Genomic DNA, 18,903 nt, shown 5'->3' with positions numbered 1-18,903 from the left:
TCCCAACGCGTCCTCGGCAAGCCCCGCGATCATTCCTTCACGGCGCCGGTCATCGCCGACACATAATGCTCCACGAAGAAGGCGTAAAGGATGACGAGCGGCAGCGAGCCGGCCAATGCTCCCGCCATCAGCGAACCCCAGCGGTAGATGTCACCATCGACGAACTCGTTGACGATCGCGACCGGCACCGTCTTGTTGCTGGTCGACTGCAGGAACGTCAGGGCGTAAATGAACTCATTCCAGCACAGCGTGAAACAGAAGATGAAGGCCGAGATCAGGCCGGGGATTGCGAGCGGCACGACGATCTTGATCAGGATCTGCCAGCGGCTCGCTCCGTCGATCAGCGCGCATTCCTCGAGCTCGAATGGGATGGTCTTGAAATAGCCCATCAACAGCCAGGTCGAGAACGGGATCAGTATCGTCGGATAGGTCAGGATCAGCGCCAGCGGCGAGTCGAAAAGGCCGTACTGATACACGACGGTGGCGAGCGGAATGAACAGGATCGACGGCGGCACGAGATAGGCGAGGAAGATCAGCCCCCCGACGAGATTGGCACCCTTGTAGCGCAACCGCACGATCGCGTAGGCCGCGAACACCGATGCGATGATCGAGAGCACCGTGGCGCAGATCGCCACGTACATCGTGTTCCAGAGCCAGTACGGATAGTAGCTCTCGAACAGCAGCTTGTGGAAGTGCTTGAACGTCGGGTTCCAGGTCCAGAACGGATTGTACTTGTCAAGATCAAGCAGCTGCTCGTCGGGCTTCACCGAGGTCAGCGCCATCCAGTAGAACGGGAACAGGAGGACGACGACGATGATCGCAAGCGGCAGATAGAGCGTCACCAGCCGGCGCGGCACCGACTGCAGATAGCTCATGCCTTCGCTGTGATCATCCTTCGCGACTGTCGGCGCCGAGCCATGCAGCACGGCCTTGAGATCGATCCGCGAGGTGGGGAGATCAGTCATTGCTTTCCCCTTGCTGCCACTTGCGACGCTGCAAGCCGAACCAGGAAACCATGATCGCAGCGAGCAGGAATGGAATCATGGCGCTTGAGATCGCGGCCCCCTCGCCCAGTTGCCCGGCGATGATCGCGCGCTGATAGGACAAGGTTGCCATCAGGTGGGTGGCGTTGACCGGGCCGCCGCGAGTCATCGCCCAGATCAGCTGGAAGTCGGTGAAGGTGAAGAGCACGGAGAAGGTCATCACGACAGCGATGATCGGCGTCAGCAGCGGATAGGTGATGTACCGGAAATTCTGCCAACGCGTGGCACCGTCGAGCGTTGCTGCTTCATAGAGCGACGGCGAGACGGTCTGCAGGCCAGCGAGCAGCGTGATCGCCACGAACGGCACGCCGCGCCAGATATTGGCGAAGATCACGCAAATACGCGCCCAGGTCGTGTCGCCCAGGAAATTGATGTTCTGGCTGATCAGGCCGAGATGCTTCAGCGACCAGGAGATGATCGAGAATTGCGAGTCGAAGATCCACCAAAAGGCGAGTGCCGAGAGCACGGTCGGAACGATGAAGGGGATGAGCACCATCGCGCGCAGCATCGCCTTGAAGGGCATGTGCTCGTTGAGCAGCAGCGCCAGATAGAGTCCGACCGCGAATTTGAGAGCGCTGGCGACAAAGGTGTAGAGCAGCGTATTGAACACCGAGAGCCAGAAGATCGAATCGTCCCAGAGCCACTCGTAGTTCTCGGTGCCGATGAAGTGCCCGACCCTTCCGATACGCGTGTCCGTGAAGGACAGCCAGATGCCGAGCCCCAGCGGATAGGCCAGGAAGAAGATCAGGAACGCCATGGCCGGCACCATGAACCAGAAGCCGAGCCAATTTCGATTGTGTTTGAGCTGGGTCCAGGCGCTAGCCTCGCTCATCTGAGGCTTGGCCCGGGGAATTGCGACATCAGCCATGCCCGATATCCCTGATCGAAATGTTGACGAGCGGGCGGCCGGACGGCCGCCCGCTCCGTGACCCTCAGCGATAGATGCGCTTCAGCTGGCGCTCGGCTTCCGCCATCGCGCCCTTCGCATCCTTGGCGCCGGTGCAGTAATTGGCGAACATGTCGACGACGATGAAATCGGCGATCGCCGTCGCCGCCTTCTCGCCGACCGTGCCGATGCCGGACGCCGGCAGCGTGCGCTTGGAGGCCTGCGAGAACACGGCGTTCTTCGGATCCGCCGTCCAGATCGGTGCCGACTCATAGGCGTTCAAGGTCTGGGTCAGATAACCTTGCGCGCCATCCAGCCACTTCTCGTAGTTCTCCTTCTCCAGCATGAAGGCGACGAACGCCTTCGCCGCATTCGGATATTTGGTGAAGTTGAAGGCGAGGATCGGCAGCGCCAGCTGCAGCTCGGTCGGCTTGCCGACCGGACCAACCGGCCAGAGGGCATGATAGGTATCGGCGGCAAGCTCTTTCTTGGTCGCATCGGTCTTGGCGGCCACGTAGATCGAGATGCCGTTCGCCGTGCAATAGAGCTCGCCGGCAAGGAACGCCTTGTTGTTGGAGGAATCGTTCCAGGACGGGGTGCCCGGGATGAAGTTCTCGTACAGCGCCTTGCAATATTCCAGCGCCTTCGCCGTCTCCGGCGAATTGATGATGATCTTGTCGTTCTGATCGACGGTGTAGGCCCCGTGCCCCCACAGCACCCAATGCAGCCACGAATTGCCGTCGCCCGAGGCATGCCCGAGGGCGAAGCCGGCCGGCGTGTTGTTCGCCTTCAGCGCCTTGCACATTTCGAGGAAGCCGGGGAAGTCCGTCGGAAACTCCTTGAAGCCCGCCTTGTCGATCGCCGACTTGCGGTAGGTCATGTAACCGCCGTTGGTCGCCACGGGAATGCCGAGCCAATCGTCGCCGAGCTTGCAAGTCTTGGCGGCCGCATCGGTCCAGCCGCCATACTTCTTGCCGAGATAGTCGGCGACGTCGTTCATCTTCAGCACTTTGGTGGGGAACAGCTGCGGCAGCGTGTGCAAGCCCCAGGCGAGATCGAGCCCTGAGCCGGTATTGGCCGCAACCGATGCCTTCGGCTGCACGTCCTCGAAGGATTCGCTGAATACGTTCATCTCGGTGCCGGTCGCAGCCTTGAACGCCGCAACCATCGCGTTGAACGCATCGTCCTCCTGCGGCACGAAGCGCTTCCACCGCATCACGGTCAGCTTGGCACCGGGCTCCGCCTTCCAGGGCGCGCTCTGCGCCCAGGCCTTGGCGAAATCGAACAGTGCCGGCCCAGTCAGCATGCCGGTCGCAGCCAGAGCCGTTCCGCCTTGAAGCAGAGTCCGGCGGGTAAAGTCTTGCATATCGTCCTCCCTGTGATGCTTTTTCTTGTCTTACGTCTTACGCTAGGCGTTCAGGCGCTTGCCTGTGGCCTCGTCGAACAAATGCACCAGCGACGGGTCGGGCTTCAGCCGCACCTTGTCGCCCGGGTTGAACTGGTGGCGCTCGCGGAAGACCGCGACGACCTGCTCGCCGCCGACCTTGGCGAACACCTGCGTCTCCGAGCCGGTCGGCTCGACCACGATGATCTCCGCCTCGGCGCCGTCATCGGCGATGGTGAAATGCTCAGGCCGCACGCCATAGACGGCAGGACGGCCGTCGGACGCCGTCGGCGCAGTCTTGAGCGGCAGCTTGACACCGTTCGGTCCCTCGAAGGTAGCAACGCCGTTGACGCGCACATGACCTTTGAGAAAGTTCATGGCGGGCGAGCCGATGAAGCCGGCGACGAATTGGTTGTCGGGCTTGTCGTAGAGCTCGAGCGGCGTGCCCATCTGCTCGACGATGCCGTCATGCATGACGACGATCTTGTCGGCCATGGTCATGGCCTCGATCTGGTCGTGGGTGACGTAGACGGTCGTCGTCTTCAGCCGCTGGTGCAGCTCCTTGATCTCGGTGCGCATGGCGACGCGCAGCTTGGCGTCCAGGTTCGACAAGGGTTCGTCGAACAGGAACACCTGCGGATCGCGCACGATGGCGCGGCCCATGGCGACGCGCTGACGCTGGCCGCCCGAGAGCTGGCGCGGATAGCGATCGAGCAGCGGCGACAGCGCCAGGATCTCGGCGGCGCGCTTGACGCGCTTGTTGATCTCGTCCGAGCTGGCATTCCGCAGCTTCAATGAGAAGCCCATGTTCTCGGCCACCGTCATGTGCGGATAGAGCGCGTAGTTCTGGAACACCATCGCAATGTCCCGCTCCTTGGGCTGGACATTGTTGACGACGCGGTCGCCGATCGAGATCGTGCCGGAGGTGATGTTCTCGAGACCGGCGAGCATGCGCAGAAGCGTCGACTTGCCGCAGCCGGAGGGGCCGACCAGAACGACGAACTGGCCGTCTTCGATCGGAATGGTCACGCCGTGCAGGACTTCAAAATTGCCGAACGATTTCCGCACGTCGCGGATTTGCACAGACGACATCTAGCTCCCTCCTCGAAAGTCGACGACGCCCTTCGCGCCGCGACCGTCTTGCTTTTTCAGACTTTACCGAACCAGGCCCGATCATAGCGGGCAACATTGTCGGCAGTTTGTGCGGTTTTGGCAATTTGTCTTTGGTTAGTCGTTGCTGGTAGCGCTGTCAACGTTCCTTTGTTTGCGACCGTGACTGTGTTAAGAGCAGCAATGGGTCGAAAACGCACCAAGTCAGGCAAAATCCGGCTGGCGGAAGTCGCCGAGCTTGCCGGCGTCAGCCCGATCACGGCGTCCCGCTTCTTCCGCAATCCGGAAGCACTGTCGGTTGCCAAGCGGACGCGGGTCGAGAGCGCCGCCAAGGAGCTCGGCTATGTGCCGAACCTTGCTGCACGCGCGCTGGCCTCGCAACGCACCGAGGTGATCGGTGTATTGATCCCATCCCTCACCAATAACGTGTTCTCCGACGTGCTGCGCGGCATCTATGACGCCTCCGAAGGCAGCCGTTACTCGATCCAGCTGTCCAACACCCGCTACAGCATCCTCCAGGAGGAGAAGCTGCTGCGCCTGTTTCTGGCGCAGAAGCCGGCCGGGCTGATCGTCACGGGCATCGACCAGACCACAGAATCGCGCGCGATGCTGGAGGCTGCCGACTGCCCGATCGTGCAGATCATGGAGATCGGCCCCAATCCGGTCGACATGATGATCGGCTTTTCGCACCATGATGCTGCGCGCGCGGCAGTTGCCCACCTGTTCGCGCAGGGTCACCGCAAGGTCGGCTTCATCGGCGCGCGGATGGATCCGCGGGTGCAGCGGCGGCTCGATGGATATGTCTCGGCCATGAAGGACGCCGCCCTGTTCGAGCAGCGGCTCGTCGTGACGACGGCGACGCCGACATCGGTGACGCTCGGCGGCGCCCTGTTCACCGACCTGCTCGCGCGGGACCCCGGCATCGATGCGGTGTTCTGTGCCAATGACGACCTCGCGCTCGGCGTCCTGTTTGAATGCCGGCGCCGGGAGATCGCCGTCCCGGAGCAGATCGCGATCGTCGGATTCAACGACCTCGAATTCATGGCCTCAGCCGTCCCCACCCTCAGCAGCGTGCGCACCAATCGCTACGAGATGGGGAAAACGGCCGCGACCATGCTGATCGACGCGATCGATGGACGGCGGCCCGAGCAACCGGTGCTCGACCTCGGCTTCAAGGTGATCGAGCGTCAAAGCTCGTTGTCGCGGCGTTCGGACAATCGACCAGCCGCTTCCGGAGCCGGCGCCGCCAACAAAATGGTAGCGTTACCAAGTAGCCAAGATTAGTATCGTACTTGTGAGGAAATGACCCGCCAGCGGGCCGGCAGACCATCGCTCGCGCCGCTGGGCATCGCACCAGCCGACAGATTGAGACGGACGCCAGTGCGTTTGCATTGCAGGAGAGACCAATGACAAAAAAGCCAACCAATGGGCACGCTGCCGGCAACGGCGCTCGCCGCCACCTTCGCTCGCAGGAATGGTTCAACAACCCACACAATCCGGGCATGACCGCGCTCTATATGGAGCGCTATTTGAACTACGGCCTCACCCGCGCCGAACTTCAATCCGGTAAGCCGATCATCGGCATCGCGCAAACCGGCAATGATCTTTCACCCTGCAACCGCCATCATATCGAGCTGGCCCATCGCGTCCGCGAGGGCATCCGCGAGGCCGGTGGCATTGCGATGGAATTCCCGACCCATCCGATCCAGGAGACCGGCAAACGTCCGACCGCGGCGCTCGACCGCAATCTCGCTTATCTCGGCCTGGTCGAGATCCTCTACGGCTATCCCCTCGACGGCGTGGTGCTGACCACCGGCTGCGACAAGACGACGCCGGCCTGCATGATGGCCGCGGCGACCGTCAACCTGCCCGCGATCGTGCTGTCGGGCGGCCCGATGCTGAACGGCTGGCATGCCGGCGAGCGCACCGGCTCCGGCACCATCGTCTGGAAGTCGCGCGAGCGGCTCGCCGCCGGCGAGATCGACTATGAAGAGTTCATGGAAATCGTGGCCTCCTCGGCGCCCTCGGTCGGCCATTGCAACACCATGGGCACCGCCTCGACCATGAACGGGCTCGCCGAAGCGCTCGGCTTCTCGCTGCCGGGCTGCGCGGCGATTCCCGCCCCCTACCGCGAGCGCGGCCAGATCGCCTATGAGACGGGCAAGCGCATCGTCGAGATGGTCTGGGAGGATCTGAAACCCTCGGACATCCTGACCCGCAAGGCGTTCGAGAACTGCATCGTCATCAATTCGGCGATCGGTGGCTCGACCAACGCGCCGATCCACATCAACGCGCTGGCCCGCCACATCGGCGTCGAGCTCTCGATCGACGACTGGCAGAAATTCGGCCACGACGTGCCGCTGCTGGTCAACATGCAGCCGGCCGGCTTCTATCTCGGCGAGGAGTTCCACCGCGCCGGCGGCGTTCCGGCTGTGGTGCGCGAGCTGATGAAGCACAAGCGCATCCATGAGGACGCAGTGACAGTCAATGGCCGCGGCATCGGCGAGAACTGTAGGAACGCACCGGCGCCTGACAAGGACGTGATCTGGACCTACGACAAGCCGCTGGTGAAGGACGCCGGCTTCCTGGTCCTAAAGGGCAATCTGTTCGATTCCGCGATCATGAAGACCAGCGTGATCTCCAAGGAGTTTCGCGACCGCTATCTCAGCAACCCCAAGGACCTCAACGCCTTCGAAGGCCGCGCCATCGTGTTCGAGGGGCCCGAGGATTATCACGAGCGCATCGACGATCCCTCGCTCGACATCGACGAGCGCTGCGTGCTGTTCATCCGCGGCACCGGGCCGATCGGCTACCCCGGCGGCGCCGAGGTCGTGAACATGCAGCCCCCGGCAGCATTGATCAAACGCGGCATCCTGTCCCTGCCCTGCATCGGCGACGGCCGCCAGTCCGGCACCTCGGGTTCGCCCTCGATCCTGAACGCCTCGCCGGAAGCGGCGGCCAATGGCGGGCTCGCCATCCTCAAAACCGGCGACAAGGTGCGCATCGACCTCAACAAGGGCAGCGCCAACATCCTGATCTCGGAGGAGGAACTGAAGAAGCGCCATGCCGAGCTCAAGGCCAGCGGCGGCTTCAAGCATCCGCCGAACCAGACGCCGTGGCAGGAGATCTATCGCAATACGGTCGGCCAACAATCGACCGGCGCCTGCATGGAGCTCGCCACGCGCTATCAGAACGTCGCCGGCACCTTTGGCGTGGCAAGAGATAACCACTAGCAGCCACACCGTCATTGCGAGCGAAGCGAAGCAATCCAGAGATATCTCCACGGAGATGGCCTGGATTGCTTCGTCGCAAGAGCTCCTCGCAATGACGTGGGTTGGCATTGAAACTACACGAAGGAGAACAAGAACATGGCAGACCGCCTCAAGGGAAAGCGGGCCGTCGTCACCGCTGCAGCCGCAGGCATCGGGCGTGCCTGCGCCGTCGCATTCGCGCGTGAGGGCGCGACCGTCATCGCCACCGATATCAACGAGAGCGGCATTGCGAGCCTCACCAAGGAAGGCGTCGCCGAAGTCGCAAAACTCGACGTCCGCAACACCGCCGACGTCAACGCCTTCGCCAAGCGCGTCGGCAAGATCGACATCCTGCTCAACGCTGCGGGCTTCGTGCACCACGGCACGATCTTGGAGTGCTCGGAAGAGGATTTTGACTTCTCGTTCGACCTCAACGTCAAGTCGATGCACCGGACCATCAGGGCGTTTCTGCCCGAGATGCTGGCAGGGGGCGGCGGCAGCATCGTCAACATCTCGTCCTGCGCGGCGCTGCGGCCGCCGGCCAACCGTTACGTCTACAGCGCGTCGAAGGCGGCGGTGTCGCTGCTGACGCGCGCGGTCGCGCTCGATTTCATCACCAAGGGCATCCGCTGCAACAGCATCTGTCCCGGCACCGTCGAGACGCCCTCGATGCTCGACCGCGCCGCCGCGCAGGGGCCGCAAGGCAAGGAGATGTTCATCTCCCGCCAGAAGATGGGCCGCCTCGGCACCGCCGACGAGATCGCGGCGATGGCGGTCTATCTCGGCAGTGACGAAAGCGCCTTCACCACCGGCGTCGACCTCGTCGTCGACGGCGGCTACATGCTCTGATGTTCAGGGGTCACGTCTCATGAACAAGATCGACCTCAACGGCCGCGCCGCTGTCGTCACCGGCGGCGCGCAGGGCTTTGGCCGCGCGATTACCGAGCGCTTCGTCGTCTCCGGCGCCAAGGTCGCCATTTGGGATTTCGATGCCGCGCTGGCCGAGAAGACGGCGAAGGAGATCGGCGACGGCGTCCGCGTCTTTAAGGTCGATGTCACCGACACCGCAGCCGTCGAGCAGGCATGCGATGCCACGCTCGGCGCTTTCGGCAAGATCGACATCCTCGTCAACAATGCCGGCATCGCCGGCGTCAACAAGCCGGTCTGGGAGACCGACATCGAGGAATGGCGCAAGGTGCTACGCATCAACCTGGACGGTCCTTTCATCGTCTCCAAGGCGATCGTGCCCGTGATGCTCAAGCAGAAATACGGGCGCATCGTGAACATCGCCTCCATCGCCGGTAAGGAAGGCAATCCGAACGCGTCGCACTATTCGGCGTCCAAGGCCGGTCTGATCGCACTGACGAAATCGCTCGGCAAGGAGCTCGCCGCCCACGACATCCTTGTCAACGCGGTGACACCGGCGGCGGCGAAGACCGCGATCTTCGACCAGATGACGCAGCAGCATATCGACTTCATGCTGTCGAAAATCCCGAAGGGGCGCTTCGTGCTGGTGGAAGAGCTGGCCGCGATGGTGGCCTGGCTCGCATCCGAGGACTGCGCGTTCTCCACCGGCGCGGTCTTCGATATCTCTGGCGGTCGCGCAACTTATTGAGGACATCATGATCCGGGAAGGCGGATGCCTCTGCGGCGCGGTGCGGTTCAAGGCCGAGGGCGAACCGCTCAACGTCCGCATCTGCCATTGCCGCATCTGTCAGAAAGCAATGGGCTCGCCCTACTTCGCCCGCGCGCAATTCGACCAGCGCGCGCTCAGCGTCGAGGGCGATACCGCCCGCTTCGCCTCCTCCGAGAACATCGACCGCGTGTTCTGCAAGCGGTGCGGCACGCGGCTGTTCGCCTGGCGCCGCAACGGTACGCTCGCCGGCGTCGCGCTGGCCACGTTCGATGATCGCAACGCCTTCGCGCCCACCGAGCACATCTGGGTCTCGGAAAAGCTTGCCTGGCTGAAGCTCGACGACGGCCTGACGCAATATCAGACCACGATCCCGGCTTGATGTCAGGCCTGGTTTGAAACGGATGCGCTCACCGCCTGAGCACGCTGGTCCGTCGTCGCAATCCATATCCCGACAAACACCGCGACGATGCCGGCCGCCAGATTCCAGCTTAGCGGTTCGTGCAGCAAATAGGCGCCAACCAGCGATGCCGTGATCGGATTGACCGTCACCGAGATCGCGACACGCGTCGGCGTGGTCCGCTCGAGCGCGAAGGCCCAGAGATAAAAGGTCAGCGCGGCTCCGAAGGCCCCGAGATAGAGCGCCGCGAGCCATTGCGGTGTGCCGAAGCCGGTCACCGGCACAAAACTGCTGCGTACATATGAGAGCAGGATGAGGCACGTCGCGCCTGCCGCCATGCTCATGGTCGTGAAGGCGATCGGGCTGGAACGCCGGATCAGCGGCTTTGACCAGATACCGTAAAGTGCCATACACGCGGCCGCAGCGATCATCAACAGATCGCCACGCCAGGCGCCCGACGGCGCCGAAGCCAAGTCGAAGAGAAGCGCAAGGGCGACGCCAAACGTCGCAATTACGACACCGATCGACTTGCGCCAAGTGAGCGATTCGGCGCCGAGCGCAGCCCCCATCACCAGCGAGAGCAGAGGCAGCGTCGACAAACCGAGCGCGCCTCGCGCGGCGGTGGTAAAGATCAGCGATGCATTGAATAGGATCGGGAACAGGGCGAAGAACAAAAGACCAAGCCCGATCGCGGCGACCCGGTCCCCTCGCCCCGGCCAGCGGTCTCCGCGCAGCAGCGTGAGCGGCAGCAGCAGGAGAAAGCCGATGCCGAACCTGAACGAGCCGATCGCGAGCGGATCGAGCATACTCACGAGATAGCGCGTGGCGCCGATCGAAGTGCCGCCGAGGCCGCTCGACAGCACGGCAGCCAGAACGCCAGAGATCTCGGTCACGATTGCTCCCATCAATGCTTCGAAGGCAGCATAAGAGGCGCGCCGAAACGGGGAATGGATTTTCCGTCATGCTGGGATAACGTTACATCATGACCACACCAGATCTCGATCCCAATCTGCTGAAGGCATTTCTCGCGGTCACCGAGCATCGTTCGTTCACCCGCGCGGCCCACGTCCTCAACCGGACCCAATCGGCGGTGAGCGTTCAAATCAGGCGCTTAGAGGAGCGGCTCGGCACAAGATTGTTCCAGCGCACCAGGGCCGGCGTCCTGCCGACCGCGGCAGGCGAAGAGTTGCGCGCCTATGCGCAGCGCATTCTCGCGCTCAACGCGGAGGCGGTCGGGGCGCTTCGCGCACGCAAGGCCGAAGCCGTGGTCCGCCTCGGCGTGATGGACGACTACGGCACCATCGTCATTCCGCCCCTGCTGACGAGCTTTGCCAAGCATCATCCACTGGTCCGGATTGAGATCGAGACGGGACTGACCGCGACGATGCCGGCGCGGCTCGGCGATGCCTACGATCTTGTCATCGCCATGCATCCGCAAGGATGTGGCGACGGCGAGCTTTTGAGGCGTGAGCGGGCGGTCTGGGCGGCTGCCTCATCCTATCGCGCCGCGGCGCATAATCCCCTGCCCGTGGCACTCTACCCGCCAGGGTGTCTGTTCCGGCAATGGGCTGCGGAGGCGCTCGACACGGCTGGCGTGCCCTGGCGCCTCGCCTATGTCAGCCGGACGCTCGCAGCAGTCGAGACGATTGCGGCTCAAGGCCTCGCGGTGACGGTGGTGAAAGCAGGGACCTTGCCGGCGAGCCTTCGCGTGCTGTCCGATTGTGACGGCATGCCGCCGTTGCCGCCGGCGGAAATTCGCCTTCACCGCGCGCGCCACCTATCATCGGCAGGCGGCCTTCTCGCGGACCATTTGCAACGGGGAATTTCGGAATTGAACGCCATATAACGGTAGATTGTGAAGGGTTGTGGCCCTATACGGCCTGCTTTGGGAGGCGCGCGGGCAGAAGCCGAAACGGATGAGCTGGTGAACATTTCTTTTTATGATCTATCCGTCTGGGTGATGCCGGTGCTGCTCGCCATCACCTTCCATGAGGCTGCGCACGCCTTCGTCGCGCATCAGCTCGGGGACAACACAGCCTCGCAGCTCGGTCGCGTCAGCTTCAATCCGCTCCGCCACATCGACCCGTTCGGGACCCTGATCCTGCCGGCGATGCTGCTGTTTGCGCATTCGCCGTTCCTGTTCGGCTACGCCAAGCCGGTGCCGGTCAATTTCCGCAAGCTGAACAACCCCAGGCTCGACATGGTCTGGGTGGCGCTGGCCGGGCCCGTCACCAACGTCCTGCTGGCGCTCGCCGCCGCCCTCGCCTTTCATGCCCTGCCACTGGTGCCCGCGAGTTCGGCGAAATGGGTTGCGGACAACCTCAAGAATGCCCTCGTGATCAACGCGATCCTGGCGGTGTTCAACATGATGCCGATCCCACCGCTTGACGGGGGTCGGGTCGCGGTCGGGCTGTTGCCGCAGCGGCTTGCCTTGCCGCTGGCCCGGCTCGAGCCAGTCGGGATGCTGATCCTGATCGGCCTCCTGATCCTGCTGCCGCTGGCGGGTTCGCAGTTCGGTCTAAATCTTGATGTTATTTCAGCAATACTGCGAACGTTGACCGGTTATGTGATTCAGGCTGTTCTGTTCCTGACCGGCAATGTGTAGTTGAACAGCGACACCCGAACACAAGCCGAAGGGCCAGAGGCCGACTTGGTCAAAGCTGCCGATATGCTGATCGCGCGACGCGCCGACACCCGCGCCCGCGCCGATTTTGCCACATGGAAGATGATGGCCAAGCTCAACGGGGCGTCCGCGCTGCCTGCGGAAGCCCAGGAGTTCCTCGCGAGCTACAAGAACCTGCTGGCGGAGATGAGCGAGGGCGAAGCCACCGAGGCCACCATCGGCGCGATCTACAAGGCCTACTATGCCGAGATGGGCGGAGCGGGAACGCCGCCTGACGTCCGCCCCCGTCCGCCTGAAACGGCGGCGGATAATGTTACCGCCTTCCGCCGCCCGACCCCCAAGCCAAAGAAGGCCGCCGCCTTCGGGGCGACGGCATTCGCCGGAACCCAGAAACGGCCGCTGCCGGTGGCGCTGATCTTTGCCTGTCTAATCGTGGTCTATGTCGGGATCCGGCTCTACTGGCGCTGAGCCGTCTTCTTCTTTTTCTTCGCGTCCGGTGGCGTGAAAATGATGTCGACGGTGCGCTCGAACCGGTCCTCTGTCAGCCCGGCGGGCGGCTGCGGAATGGGATCGGATTTACGGACAATCGAGACTGCCGCCGCATCGTAAGCCGCGTCCCCGGACGACTCAACGACCTCGACCGAAAGCACGTTTCCTCTGCGGTTGATCGCAAAGCTCACTTTGACCTTCTGGTTATTGGGCTCCTTGCCCTCCGGATTGACCTTGTGGGCCGTCAGATGCGCGCTGATCTTGCGGTTCCAGTCCGCGGTAATCTTCAGGATGTCCTTGCCAAGCCCAAGCACCGGCGCCAAGGCCTTCTCAGCCTCGCGCGCGTCTTCATCGAGTGCCTGCCGTGCCGTGGCAACCGACTTCGGCGAGGCCTCGGCAGCGGGAGTTTCGACCGCCGCAATCTTCGGATCCTCGTCCTGCGGCTTCTTCGAGATGTTCTCAGTGACGACCCGATCAGGATCGTCGACCTGTTGCGACTGATCCTTTGGCAGCTCGGTTTCCTTGGTCTCAGCCTTCTGCTCGGGAAGCGCCTGCTGCTCCTGCATCGCTTCGCTGTCAGGCCCGGGCGGAAGGTCGGTATCGGGCGCCTTTGGCGAGGCCACCTCGACGGCGAACTCGGCGCCGGCCGCACCCAGACCGTCGTCGCCGTCATCGGCTTGCAGGTGCGCCAGCGCGAGCGCCGCACCACCCAGATGAAGCGCGAGCGCCGCCACCGCCGCCAAGACCCAAAGCTTCCTGGATGGTCTGGGTTCGTTCGACATGGTGCGCCTCTAAGGCTGAGCGGCGCCTGCCGAGGGCGCCCCCGGAGCGCCTTCCAGCGCGACCAGCTTCACCCGCGTATAGCCGCCTGAGCGCAAGAGCTCCATGACCCCCATCAACTCGCCATACGGCACAGAGCGATCGGCACGCAGGAAGACATACTTGTCTTTGCTCATGTCGGACAGACCGTCGAGGGTGCCGATCAGCTCCGCCCGATGGACCGGGTTCTCTCCGATCGCAAGCGTCAAATCGGGCTTGATGCTGAGATAGGTCGGCTTGTCTGGCTTCTTCTGCGGCGTCGCGCTCGACGTCGGCAGATCGATCGGCAGGTCGACGGTCGAGAGCGGCGCTGCGACCATAAAGATGATCAGCAGCACCAGAATGACGTCGATAAACGGTGTGACGTTGATGTCATGCGTTTCCGAGAAATCGTCGTCTTCGCCGTCGTTGTCTGCGAGCGAAACGCCCATGGTTCACTCCGCTGCGCGCGAATGCACGCTGCCGTGGCTGCGATCGAGATCGCGCGAGAGCAGCCGTCCCGCAGCGCCCGAGGCGCGGCTGACGAGCTCGAGATAGCCTTTCGTCACGCGCGCGAAATGGTTGTAGATGATGACGGCGGGGATCGCGGCGACGAGACCGATTGCGGTGGCGAGCAGCGCCTCGGCGATGCCGGGCGCGACCACGGCGAGGTTCGTGGTCTGCGACTTCGAGATGCCGATGAAGCTGTTCATGATGCCCCAGACCGTGCCGAACAGGCCAACGAAGGGCGAGGTCGAGCCGATGGTGGCGAGCACGCCCATGCCGATGCGGATGCGGCGCTGTTCCGCGCGCACGATCTCGGCAAAGCTCGAAGCGGCGCGCTCCTTGATGCCGGCATCGCTTGACAGGCCGGCCGACATCCGCGCCTCACGCAGGGCCGCCGTCAGGAAGGATGGCAGGATGCCCTCCTTAGTGCCGAGCGCCATCTGGGCTTCCGCGAGCGAGCGCGCCTCTGCGGTCTTCTTCAGCGCCGAGCGCAGCTTGGTGGAAGCAACCGACAGCTCGATCGACTTTGCGATGAAGACGGTCCAAGTCACCAGCGAAGCAAAGGCGAGCCCGATCATCACCGCCTTCACGATGACGTCCGCCGACATGAACATCACCCAGGGCGACAATTCCTTCATGGCCGGCGCGATGGCGGCCGCTGCATCGGGCTTGGCGGTCGAAGCGGCGGTCGCGGGGGGCGCCGTCGCAGCAGCGGGCGCGGTTGCGGTCGAAGCCGAAGGTGCCGGGGCAGCAGGTGCGGTAGCCGCTGGCGGCGCACCGGCCGGGGCCGGCTGAGCCGTCGATTGCGCCGGCGCCGGCGGGGTTTGTATCTGGGCGGAAGCAGGAGATGCGAGCCAGGCGGCGGCCAGCATCGCGGCGGCGGCAAGGCTGGCTTGGAAGGTCATGATCTTCATACTTCGGCCCAGTAGCGAATGAGGTTGTGATAGATACCCGTCAATTTGACCGTTTCGGGATCGTCACGCCCGAGCCGTTCCACCAGCGCCTGAATCGCGGTGTCGAGGTCAAAGATCATGCTTCGGGCTTGATCGTCCCGTACCATGCTCTGAAGCCAGAGGAAAGACGCAACCCGCGTTCCCCTCGTCACCGGAGTGACCAGATGGAGGCTGCTCGAGGGATAGAGCACGCAGTCGCCGGCTGGCAACTTGACTTCGTGCGATCCGTAGGTGTCCTCGATCACAAGTTCGCCACCGTCGTACTCTTCCGGCTCGGCGAGGAAAAGCGTGACCGACAGGTCTGTGCGGATGCGAAGGCCGGTCAGGCGGTCGCCGCGGATCGCATTGTCGACGTGCAGGCCGAAATGGTGACCGCTGCTCGCCGCATAGCGGTTGAACAGCGGCGGGAAAATCTGGAGCGGGATTGCCGCCGCGATGAAGCGCGGGTTCGACGTCAGCGCCGAGATGATGCGGTTGCCGAGCTTGCGCGCGACTTCGCCATCCGGCGGCAATTGCTCGTTGCGCTTGACCATCGCCGACTGCGCGCCGGCGGTGGAGCGGCCGTCCTCCCAGTCGCTGGCATCCATGATGCGGCGGAAATCCGCCACATCATCCTTGCTGAGAACGCCAGGCAGGCACGTCAACATGATCAGAACTTCGCTGTCGTCACGATGTAGAACGCCCGCCCCGGCGCGACCGCCACGAACGGTACGTTGCTGCGATAGAATGAGTCGTAATAGAGCTTGTTGGTCAGGTTCTGCGCGTAGAACTTCATGGTCCAGTTCTGGTCGATCTTCTTCTCGACGAAGGCATCGAAACGCCAATAGCTCGGCAGCTCGTTGGTGTTGGCCGCGAACGTGCCGCCATAGACTTTCGAGCGGTACACCGCCTGGCCGCCCAGTTCCCAGCCGCCGTCGAACTTGTACTTGGTCAGCATGCTGAACGACTGGTGGGCAATATTGGCAAGCTGAAGGCCGATATTGGAGGGGATGTTGCTCTGCGTAACCTTCGACTGCATCAGCACCAAGCCGCCGAAGATGCTCCAGCGGTCAGTGATCTTGCCTTCGGCCTCGATGTCGATGCCCTGGATGCGGTAGGCCGCATTGGAGGTGAGCAAGCCCGCGGCATTGGTCTCGCGCGCATTGTCCTTGGTGGTCTGGAACAGCGCGCCGGTCACCAGCAGGTGGCGATCGGCGAGCTCCCATTTGGTGCCGAGCTCGATCGCCTTGTTGCGTTCGGGCCCGAGCAAGACGGCCGTGTTGGGCGGAACACCACCGTAATCGGTAGCGGTCGCATCAAGCTCTGATCCGAACGGATTGGCAGAGGTTGCATAAGCCGCATAGAGGCTGCCGATCGTCATCGGCTTGTAGACCAGGCCGACGTTGTAGTTCACCAGGTCGGCGTTCTGCTTCAGATAAGCCGCGTTGGTCGACGAACTCTGGCTATAGCCGTCGTAGCGGACGCCGCCATTGACGATGATCGTGTCCTGCCAATTCGCGGTGTCCATGACATACACGCTGCTGGTGTTGACGCCATAGCGCGTCGGATTTCCAATTAGCGACGGTATACCGAAGGGAATGTAGGTGAACTGGGGGGAGTAAAGATTGACGCCCTGGACAGCACCGTTGCTCGTGAATCCGGAGCCGGACAGTTCCGACGCAAGGCCGGCATAACGGTCGATCGAGATGTTCTCGTTCGAATATTCGACGCCGAACACCGCGGTGTGCTTGACGCCTCCTGTGTCGAGCTTGAACGTGGCCTCGTTCTGATTGGCCCACACGTCCACGTTCTGGTAGCGGCTCTGTGCGCTCGCCGTCGTGGTCCAGAGCAGCCGGTTGGGGCTGGTGGTATTCGGGTTCTGCGGCAGCGTGCCGATGTAGTTGAGCAGTGAATGCTCGCCGCGCACCTTGCTGGTCAGCGTGATGGCTTCGTTGACCTTGTACTCGATCGTGCCGGTGCCGAAATCCTGCCGCGCGGTCTGGAAGTCGCGCTTGAGGAAGCCGTACCAGTTTTCGCGCGGAATGCCGGCCGAGGTCACCGGCACGTTGCCCTGCTTGTAATAGGGCACGCCGAAATCGGGATAGCCGCTGAGGTCGGTATGGACGTAGTTCGTTGTGATCTTGATGTCACTGGTCGGAGTGTACTTCGTCGAGATGAAGCTGCCCCAGCGATTATCGGTCACGTAGTTGCGCCCGGCGACATTGGCGTCCTGGAACAAACCGCCCGCACGCACCGAGAAGGTCGGATCGATGACCTGGTTGACGTCGAGCGTAACGCGCTTGGTCTGATCGGTGCCGAACTCGCTGTCCATCCGCTTGAAGTTGACGTCGCCGGCCTGCTTGGTGACGATGTTGATCGCGCCGCCGGCGGTGCCGCGGCCGGCGTAGGAGGATGCCGGTCCGCGCAGAATCTCGATCTGCTCGGTGAAGAAGTTCTCGCGGATGGACACGGCGGGATCGCGGATGCCGTCGATGAAGACGTCGTTGCGCGCGTCGAAACCGCGGATGAAGAAGCGGTCGCCGAACGCGTTGCCGCCCTCGCCCGAGCCCAGCGTGACGCCCGCGGTCGAACGTCCGATCTCCTTCAGCGTCGTCGCGTTCTTGTCCTCGAGCACTTCCTTACTGAGCACCGTGATGGTCTTGGGCGTGTTCAGCATCTTCTCGGGAAACTTGCCGGAAGCCTGGACGTGGTCGACCTTGTACGGCGCCGCCGGATCGGAATACGGATTGCGGTCCACTTCGCCCGCGGGGACGGAGGGCGCAGTCTGCTGGGCTGCCTGCTGCCGCTGCGCGGCGCGGCGAAGCGCGTTGCGGGCGCGGACCTGCTCCGGCGAAGGCTTCGAGGCCACCGGACGCGGACGTTGGACCGGAGCATCGACCGTCACCGGCGGCAGGTTCGACTGCTGTGCTTCTGCGCCGCTTGACACCGACGCCACCGCAATCAAGCTCGCGACTGCTGAAACCTTCTTGCCGGAAATGCCAGCGGACTTCTCATCCATTGAGTTGAACGCTACGACCGAACGCAACGACTTCGGTGCGACCACCTGCCCCATTACCAAACGCCCCATCTTCCTGTTCGCTCATTCACTTCGATGAACGATGGGCTGTGGTATCGGCCACAAAATAGCGGGTCAATGCGAGCACGCCGCGAGAACGCTTGAATAGGTCCAGATCAAAACGATTCTAAACTGCTGTTTGAAATCATTCTAACCAAAGATTGGAGTCGTTCTAAAACGAGCGCGAAAACGCCGCGAAATCGGCGTCGTGCTCGTGGCATCAGTCGCTGCTCGGCGGCTTCATCAGCGAGAACAATTCGTCGACAGTTTTCTGCGCGACCGCACGCACGCGATCGGTGTTGCCCATCCCCGCGATGTTGACGCCGTTGACGACGGCTTTGATCTCGTCGCGGAAGTCGGTGAGAAAGCGGAAGGGATCGCGCTGCTCGTTGGCGACGCGCGCGATCAGCCCCGTGATCAGAATCTGACACGCGATCAGCTTGCCGTTCAATTCGTCCATCGCTGCGCTCCATTCGTGGCGGCGCCGATATGACCGATGCTGATTTTCCTGACAACCGAAACGGGCTGCGCGCGATTTAGAACCCTTCTCGTGACCTGCCGACCTGGTGGCTTTCCGCGTTGTCCCCCAGCGCCACACACACGGCGTCCGGGGCATTGGGCAGCGCTCGCACGCGGATCGTTCGAGTCGGAAAAAAGCAGCATTGCACACCGCCGCGCCAGACTGCTGCATGGGGTGCAAAGCTTTCCAATTGTTTAGGATTCTCGACCGATAGTGCTGTTTACACTTAAACTTGGCGTGTATTATACAAG

Annotated in this window: 19 protein-coding genes; 8 read left to right on the top strand and 11 right to left on the bottom strand. The window is 62.8% G+C overall.

Annotated features, from left to right (window positions below):
* Positions 1-29 precede the first annotated feature (29 nt).
* The 4 genes from IVA91_RS33040 to ugpC all read right to left on the bottom strand — a co-directional run bounded on the left by IVA91_RS33040 (position 30) and on the right by ugpC (position 4,405).
* Positions 30-965, bottom strand: coding sequence for a carbohydrate ABC transporter permease (locus IVA91_RS33040; RefSeq protein WP_247276918.1), 936 nt, complete (start codon positions 963-965; stop codon positions 30-32).
* Positions 958-1,911, bottom strand: coding sequence for a sugar ABC transporter permease (locus IVA91_RS33035; RefSeq protein WP_247276917.1), 954 nt, complete (start codon positions 1,909-1,911; stop codon positions 958-960). Before IVA91_RS33035 ends, IVA91_RS33040 begins: the two co-directional genes overlap by 8 nt.
* Before the next feature lie 64 nt (positions 1,912-1,975).
* Positions 1,976-3,295: an ABC transporter substrate-binding protein gene (locus IVA91_RS33030; RefSeq protein WP_247276916.1), complete on the bottom strand. Its 1,320-nt coding sequence runs from the start codon at positions 3,293-3,295 to the stop codon at positions 1,976-1,978.
* Between the two features lie 42 nt (positions 3,296-3,337).
* A complete protein-coding gene (gene ugpC / locus IVA91_RS33025; protein WP_247276915.1) occupies positions 3,338-4,405 on the bottom strand; it encodes a sn-glycerol-3-phosphate ABC transporter ATP-binding protein UgpC in 1,068 nt (355 codons plus the stop codon).
* Positions 4,406-4,606: 201 nt separating this feature from the next.
* Between ugpC and IVA91_RS33020 the strand changes: the two genes are divergently transcribed.
* The 5 genes from IVA91_RS33020 (at position 4,607) to IVA91_RS33000 (ending at position 9,689) form a co-directional block, all read left to right on the top strand.
* The gene (locus IVA91_RS33020) at positions 4,607-5,707 is read left to right on the top strand and encodes a LacI family DNA-binding transcriptional regulator (protein ID WP_247276914.1); all 1,101 of its coding nucleotides are present in this window, start codon (positions 4,607-4,609) and stop codon (positions 5,705-5,707) included.
* A 122-nt stretch (positions 5,708-5,829) separates the two neighbouring features.
* Entirely contained in the window at positions 5,830-7,656 is a 1,827-nt protein-coding gene (locus IVA91_RS33015; RefSeq protein WP_247276913.1) for an IlvD/Edd family dehydratase, read from the top strand.
* Between the two features lie 135 nt (positions 7,657-7,791).
* Entirely contained in the window at positions 7,792-8,523 is a 732-nt protein-coding gene (locus tag IVA91_RS33010; RefSeq protein ID WP_247276912.1) for an SDR family oxidoreductase, read from the top strand.
* A 19-nt stretch (positions 8,524-8,542) separates the two neighbouring features.
* On the top strand, positions 8,543-9,289 hold the full coding sequence (locus IVA91_RS33005; RefSeq protein WP_247276911.1) for an SDR family NAD(P)-dependent oxidoreductase: 747 nt from the start codon (positions 8,543-8,545) through the stop codon (positions 9,287-9,289).
* A gap of 7 nt (positions 9,290-9,296) precedes the next feature.
* Complete coding sequence (locus IVA91_RS33000) at positions 9,297-9,689, top strand: GFA family protein (protein WP_247276910.1); 393 nt, start codon at positions 9,297-9,299, stop codon at positions 9,687-9,689.
* Positions 9,690-9,691: 2 nt separating this feature from the next.
* Here IVA91_RS33000 and IVA91_RS32995 read toward each other — a convergent pair whose 3' ends face one another.
* Entirely contained in the window at positions 9,692-10,600 is a 909-nt protein-coding gene (locus tag IVA91_RS32995) for a DMT family transporter (RefSeq protein WP_247276909.1), read from the bottom strand.
* Positions 10,601-10,689: 89 nt separating this feature from the next.
* Between IVA91_RS32995 and IVA91_RS32990 the strand changes: the two genes are divergently transcribed.
* From IVA91_RS32990 to IVA91_RS32980, 3 genes are all read left to right on the top strand, one after another.
* Positions 10,690-11,553: a LysR family transcriptional regulator gene (locus IVA91_RS32990; RefSeq protein ID WP_247420192.1), complete on the top strand. Its 864-nt coding sequence runs from the start codon at positions 10,690-10,692 to the stop codon at positions 11,551-11,553.
* A 78-nt stretch (positions 11,554-11,631) separates the two neighbouring features.
* Complete coding sequence (locus IVA91_RS32985) at positions 11,632-12,312, top strand: site-2 protease family protein (RefSeq protein WP_247276907.1); 681 nt, start codon at positions 11,632-11,634, stop codon at positions 12,310-12,312.
* A 63-nt stretch (positions 12,313-12,375) separates the two neighbouring features.
* Positions 12,376-12,798: a hypothetical protein gene (locus IVA91_RS32980; RefSeq protein ID WP_247276977.1), complete on the top strand. Its 423-nt coding sequence runs from the start codon at positions 12,376-12,378 to the stop codon at positions 12,796-12,798.
* Here IVA91_RS32980 and IVA91_RS32975 read toward each other — a convergent pair.
* The 6 genes from IVA91_RS32975 to IVA91_RS32950 all read right to left on the bottom strand — a co-directional run bounded on the left by IVA91_RS32975 (position 12,786) and on the right by IVA91_RS32950 (position 18,592).
* On the bottom strand, positions 12,786-13,601 hold the full coding sequence (locus tag IVA91_RS32975) for a TonB family protein (protein ID WP_247276906.1): 816 nt from the start codon (positions 13,599-13,601) through the stop codon (positions 12,786-12,788). The two genes, IVA91_RS32980 and IVA91_RS32975, sit on opposite strands and share 13 nt — an antisense overlap.
* A 9-nt stretch (positions 13,602-13,610) precedes the next feature.
* Positions 13,611-14,069: a TonB system transport protein ExbD gene (exbD, locus tag IVA91_RS32970; protein WP_247276905.1), complete on the bottom strand. Its 459-nt coding sequence runs from the start codon at positions 14,067-14,069 to the stop codon at positions 13,611-13,613.
* 3 nt (positions 14,070-14,072) lie between these two features.
* Positions 14,073-15,038 (bottom strand): tonB-system energizer ExbB, encoded by a 966-nt coding sequence (gene exbB, locus IVA91_RS32965; RefSeq protein ID WP_247276904.1) that lies wholly within the window; start codon positions 15,036-15,038, stop codon positions 14,073-14,075.
* Positions 15,035-15,724, bottom strand: coding sequence for a Fe2+-dependent dioxygenase (locus tag IVA91_RS32960; RefSeq protein WP_247276903.1), 690 nt, complete (start codon positions 15,722-15,724; stop codon positions 15,035-15,037). The genes exbB and IVA91_RS32960 overlap by 4 nt, the downstream gene beginning before the upstream one ends.
* A gap of 2 nt (positions 15,725-15,726) precedes the next feature.
* Positions 15,727-18,129 carry a TonB-dependent receptor gene (locus tag IVA91_RS32955; protein ID WP_247276976.1) on the bottom strand — a complete coding sequence of 801 codons (2,403 nt, stop codon included), beginning with the start codon at positions 18,127-18,129 and terminating at the stop codon, positions 15,727-15,729.
* Between the two features lie 223 nt (positions 18,130-18,352).
* Positions 18,353-18,592 (bottom strand): hypothetical protein, encoded by a 240-nt coding sequence (locus tag IVA91_RS32950; protein WP_247276902.1) that lies wholly within the window; start codon positions 18,590-18,592, stop codon positions 18,353-18,355.
* Between the last annotated feature and the right edge of the window lie 311 nt (positions 18,593-18,903).

Source organism: Bradyrhizobium sp. 153 (assembly GCF_023073835.1).
GTDB lineage: Bacteria > Pseudomonadota > Alphaproteobacteria > Rhizobiales > Xanthobacteraceae > Bradyrhizobium.
Note: the sequence above shows the minus strand (reverse complement) of the source record. Positions and strands in the feature narration are given on the sequence as shown.

Excerpts from the sequence above, each read along its gene's own strand:
- IVA91_RS32960 (WP_247276903.1), bottom strand. The coding sequence starts at position 15,724 with ATGTTGACGTGCCTGCCTGGCGTTCTCAGCAAGGATGATGTGGCGGAT.
- exbD (WP_247276905.1), bottom strand. The coding sequence starts at position 14,069 with ATGGGCGTTTCGCTCGCAGACAACGACGGCGAAGACGACGATTTCTCG.
- IVA91_RS33030 (WP_247276916.1), bottom strand. The coding sequence starts at position 3,295 with ATGCAAGACTTTACCCGCCGGACTCTGCTTCAAGGCGGAACGGCTCTG.
- IVA91_RS32950 (WP_247276902.1), bottom strand. The coding sequence starts at position 18,592 with ATGGACGAATTGAACGGCAAGCTGATCGCGTGTCAGATTCTGATCACG.
- IVA91_RS33040 (WP_247276918.1), bottom strand. The coding sequence starts at position 965 with ATGACTGATCTCCCCACCTCGCGGATCGATCTCAAGGCCGTGCTGCAT.
- IVA91_RS33000 (WP_247276910.1), top strand. The coding sequence starts at position 9,297 with ATGATCCGGGAAGGCGGATGCCTCTGCGGCGCGGTGCGGTTCAAGGCC.
- exbB (WP_247276904.1), bottom strand. The coding sequence starts at position 15,038 with ATGAAGATCATGACCTTCCAAGCCAGCCTTGCCGCCGCCGCGATGCTG.
- IVA91_RS33010 (WP_247276912.1), top strand. The coding sequence starts at position 7,792 with ATGGCAGACCGCCTCAAGGGAAAGCGGGCCGTCGTCACCGCTGCAGCC.
- IVA91_RS33020 (WP_247276914.1), top strand. The coding sequence starts at position 4,607 with ATGGGTCGAAAACGCACCAAGTCAGGCAAAATCCGGCTGGCGGAAGTC.
- IVA91_RS32980 (WP_247276977.1), top strand. The coding sequence starts at position 12,376 with ATGCTGATCGCGCGACGCGCCGACACCCGCGCCCGCGCCGATTTTGCC.
- IVA91_RS32955 (WP_247276976.1), bottom strand. The coding sequence starts at position 18,129 with ATGGGGCAGGTGGTCGCACCGAAGTCGTTGCGTTCGGTCGTAGCGTTC.
- IVA91_RS32975 (WP_247276906.1), bottom strand. The coding sequence starts at position 13,601 with ATGTCGAACGAACCCAGACCATCCAGGAAGCTTTGGGTCTTGGCGGCG.
- ugpC (WP_247276915.1), bottom strand. The coding sequence starts at position 4,405 with ATGTCGTCTGTGCAAATCCGCGACGTGCGGAAATCGTTCGGCAATTTT.
- IVA91_RS33005 (WP_247276911.1), top strand. The coding sequence starts at position 8,543 with ATGAACAAGATCGACCTCAACGGCCGCGCCGCTGTCGTCACCGGCGGC.
- IVA91_RS33035 (WP_247276917.1), bottom strand. The coding sequence starts at position 1,911 with ATGGCTGATGTCGCAATTCCCCGGGCCAAGCCTCAGATGAGCGAGGCT.
- IVA91_RS33015 (WP_247276913.1), top strand. The coding sequence starts at position 5,830 with ATGACAAAAAAGCCAACCAATGGGCACGCTGCCGGCAACGGCGCTCGC.
- IVA91_RS32990 (WP_247420192.1), top strand. The coding sequence starts at position 10,690 with ATGACCACACCAGATCTCGATCCCAATCTGCTGAAGGCATTTCTCGCG.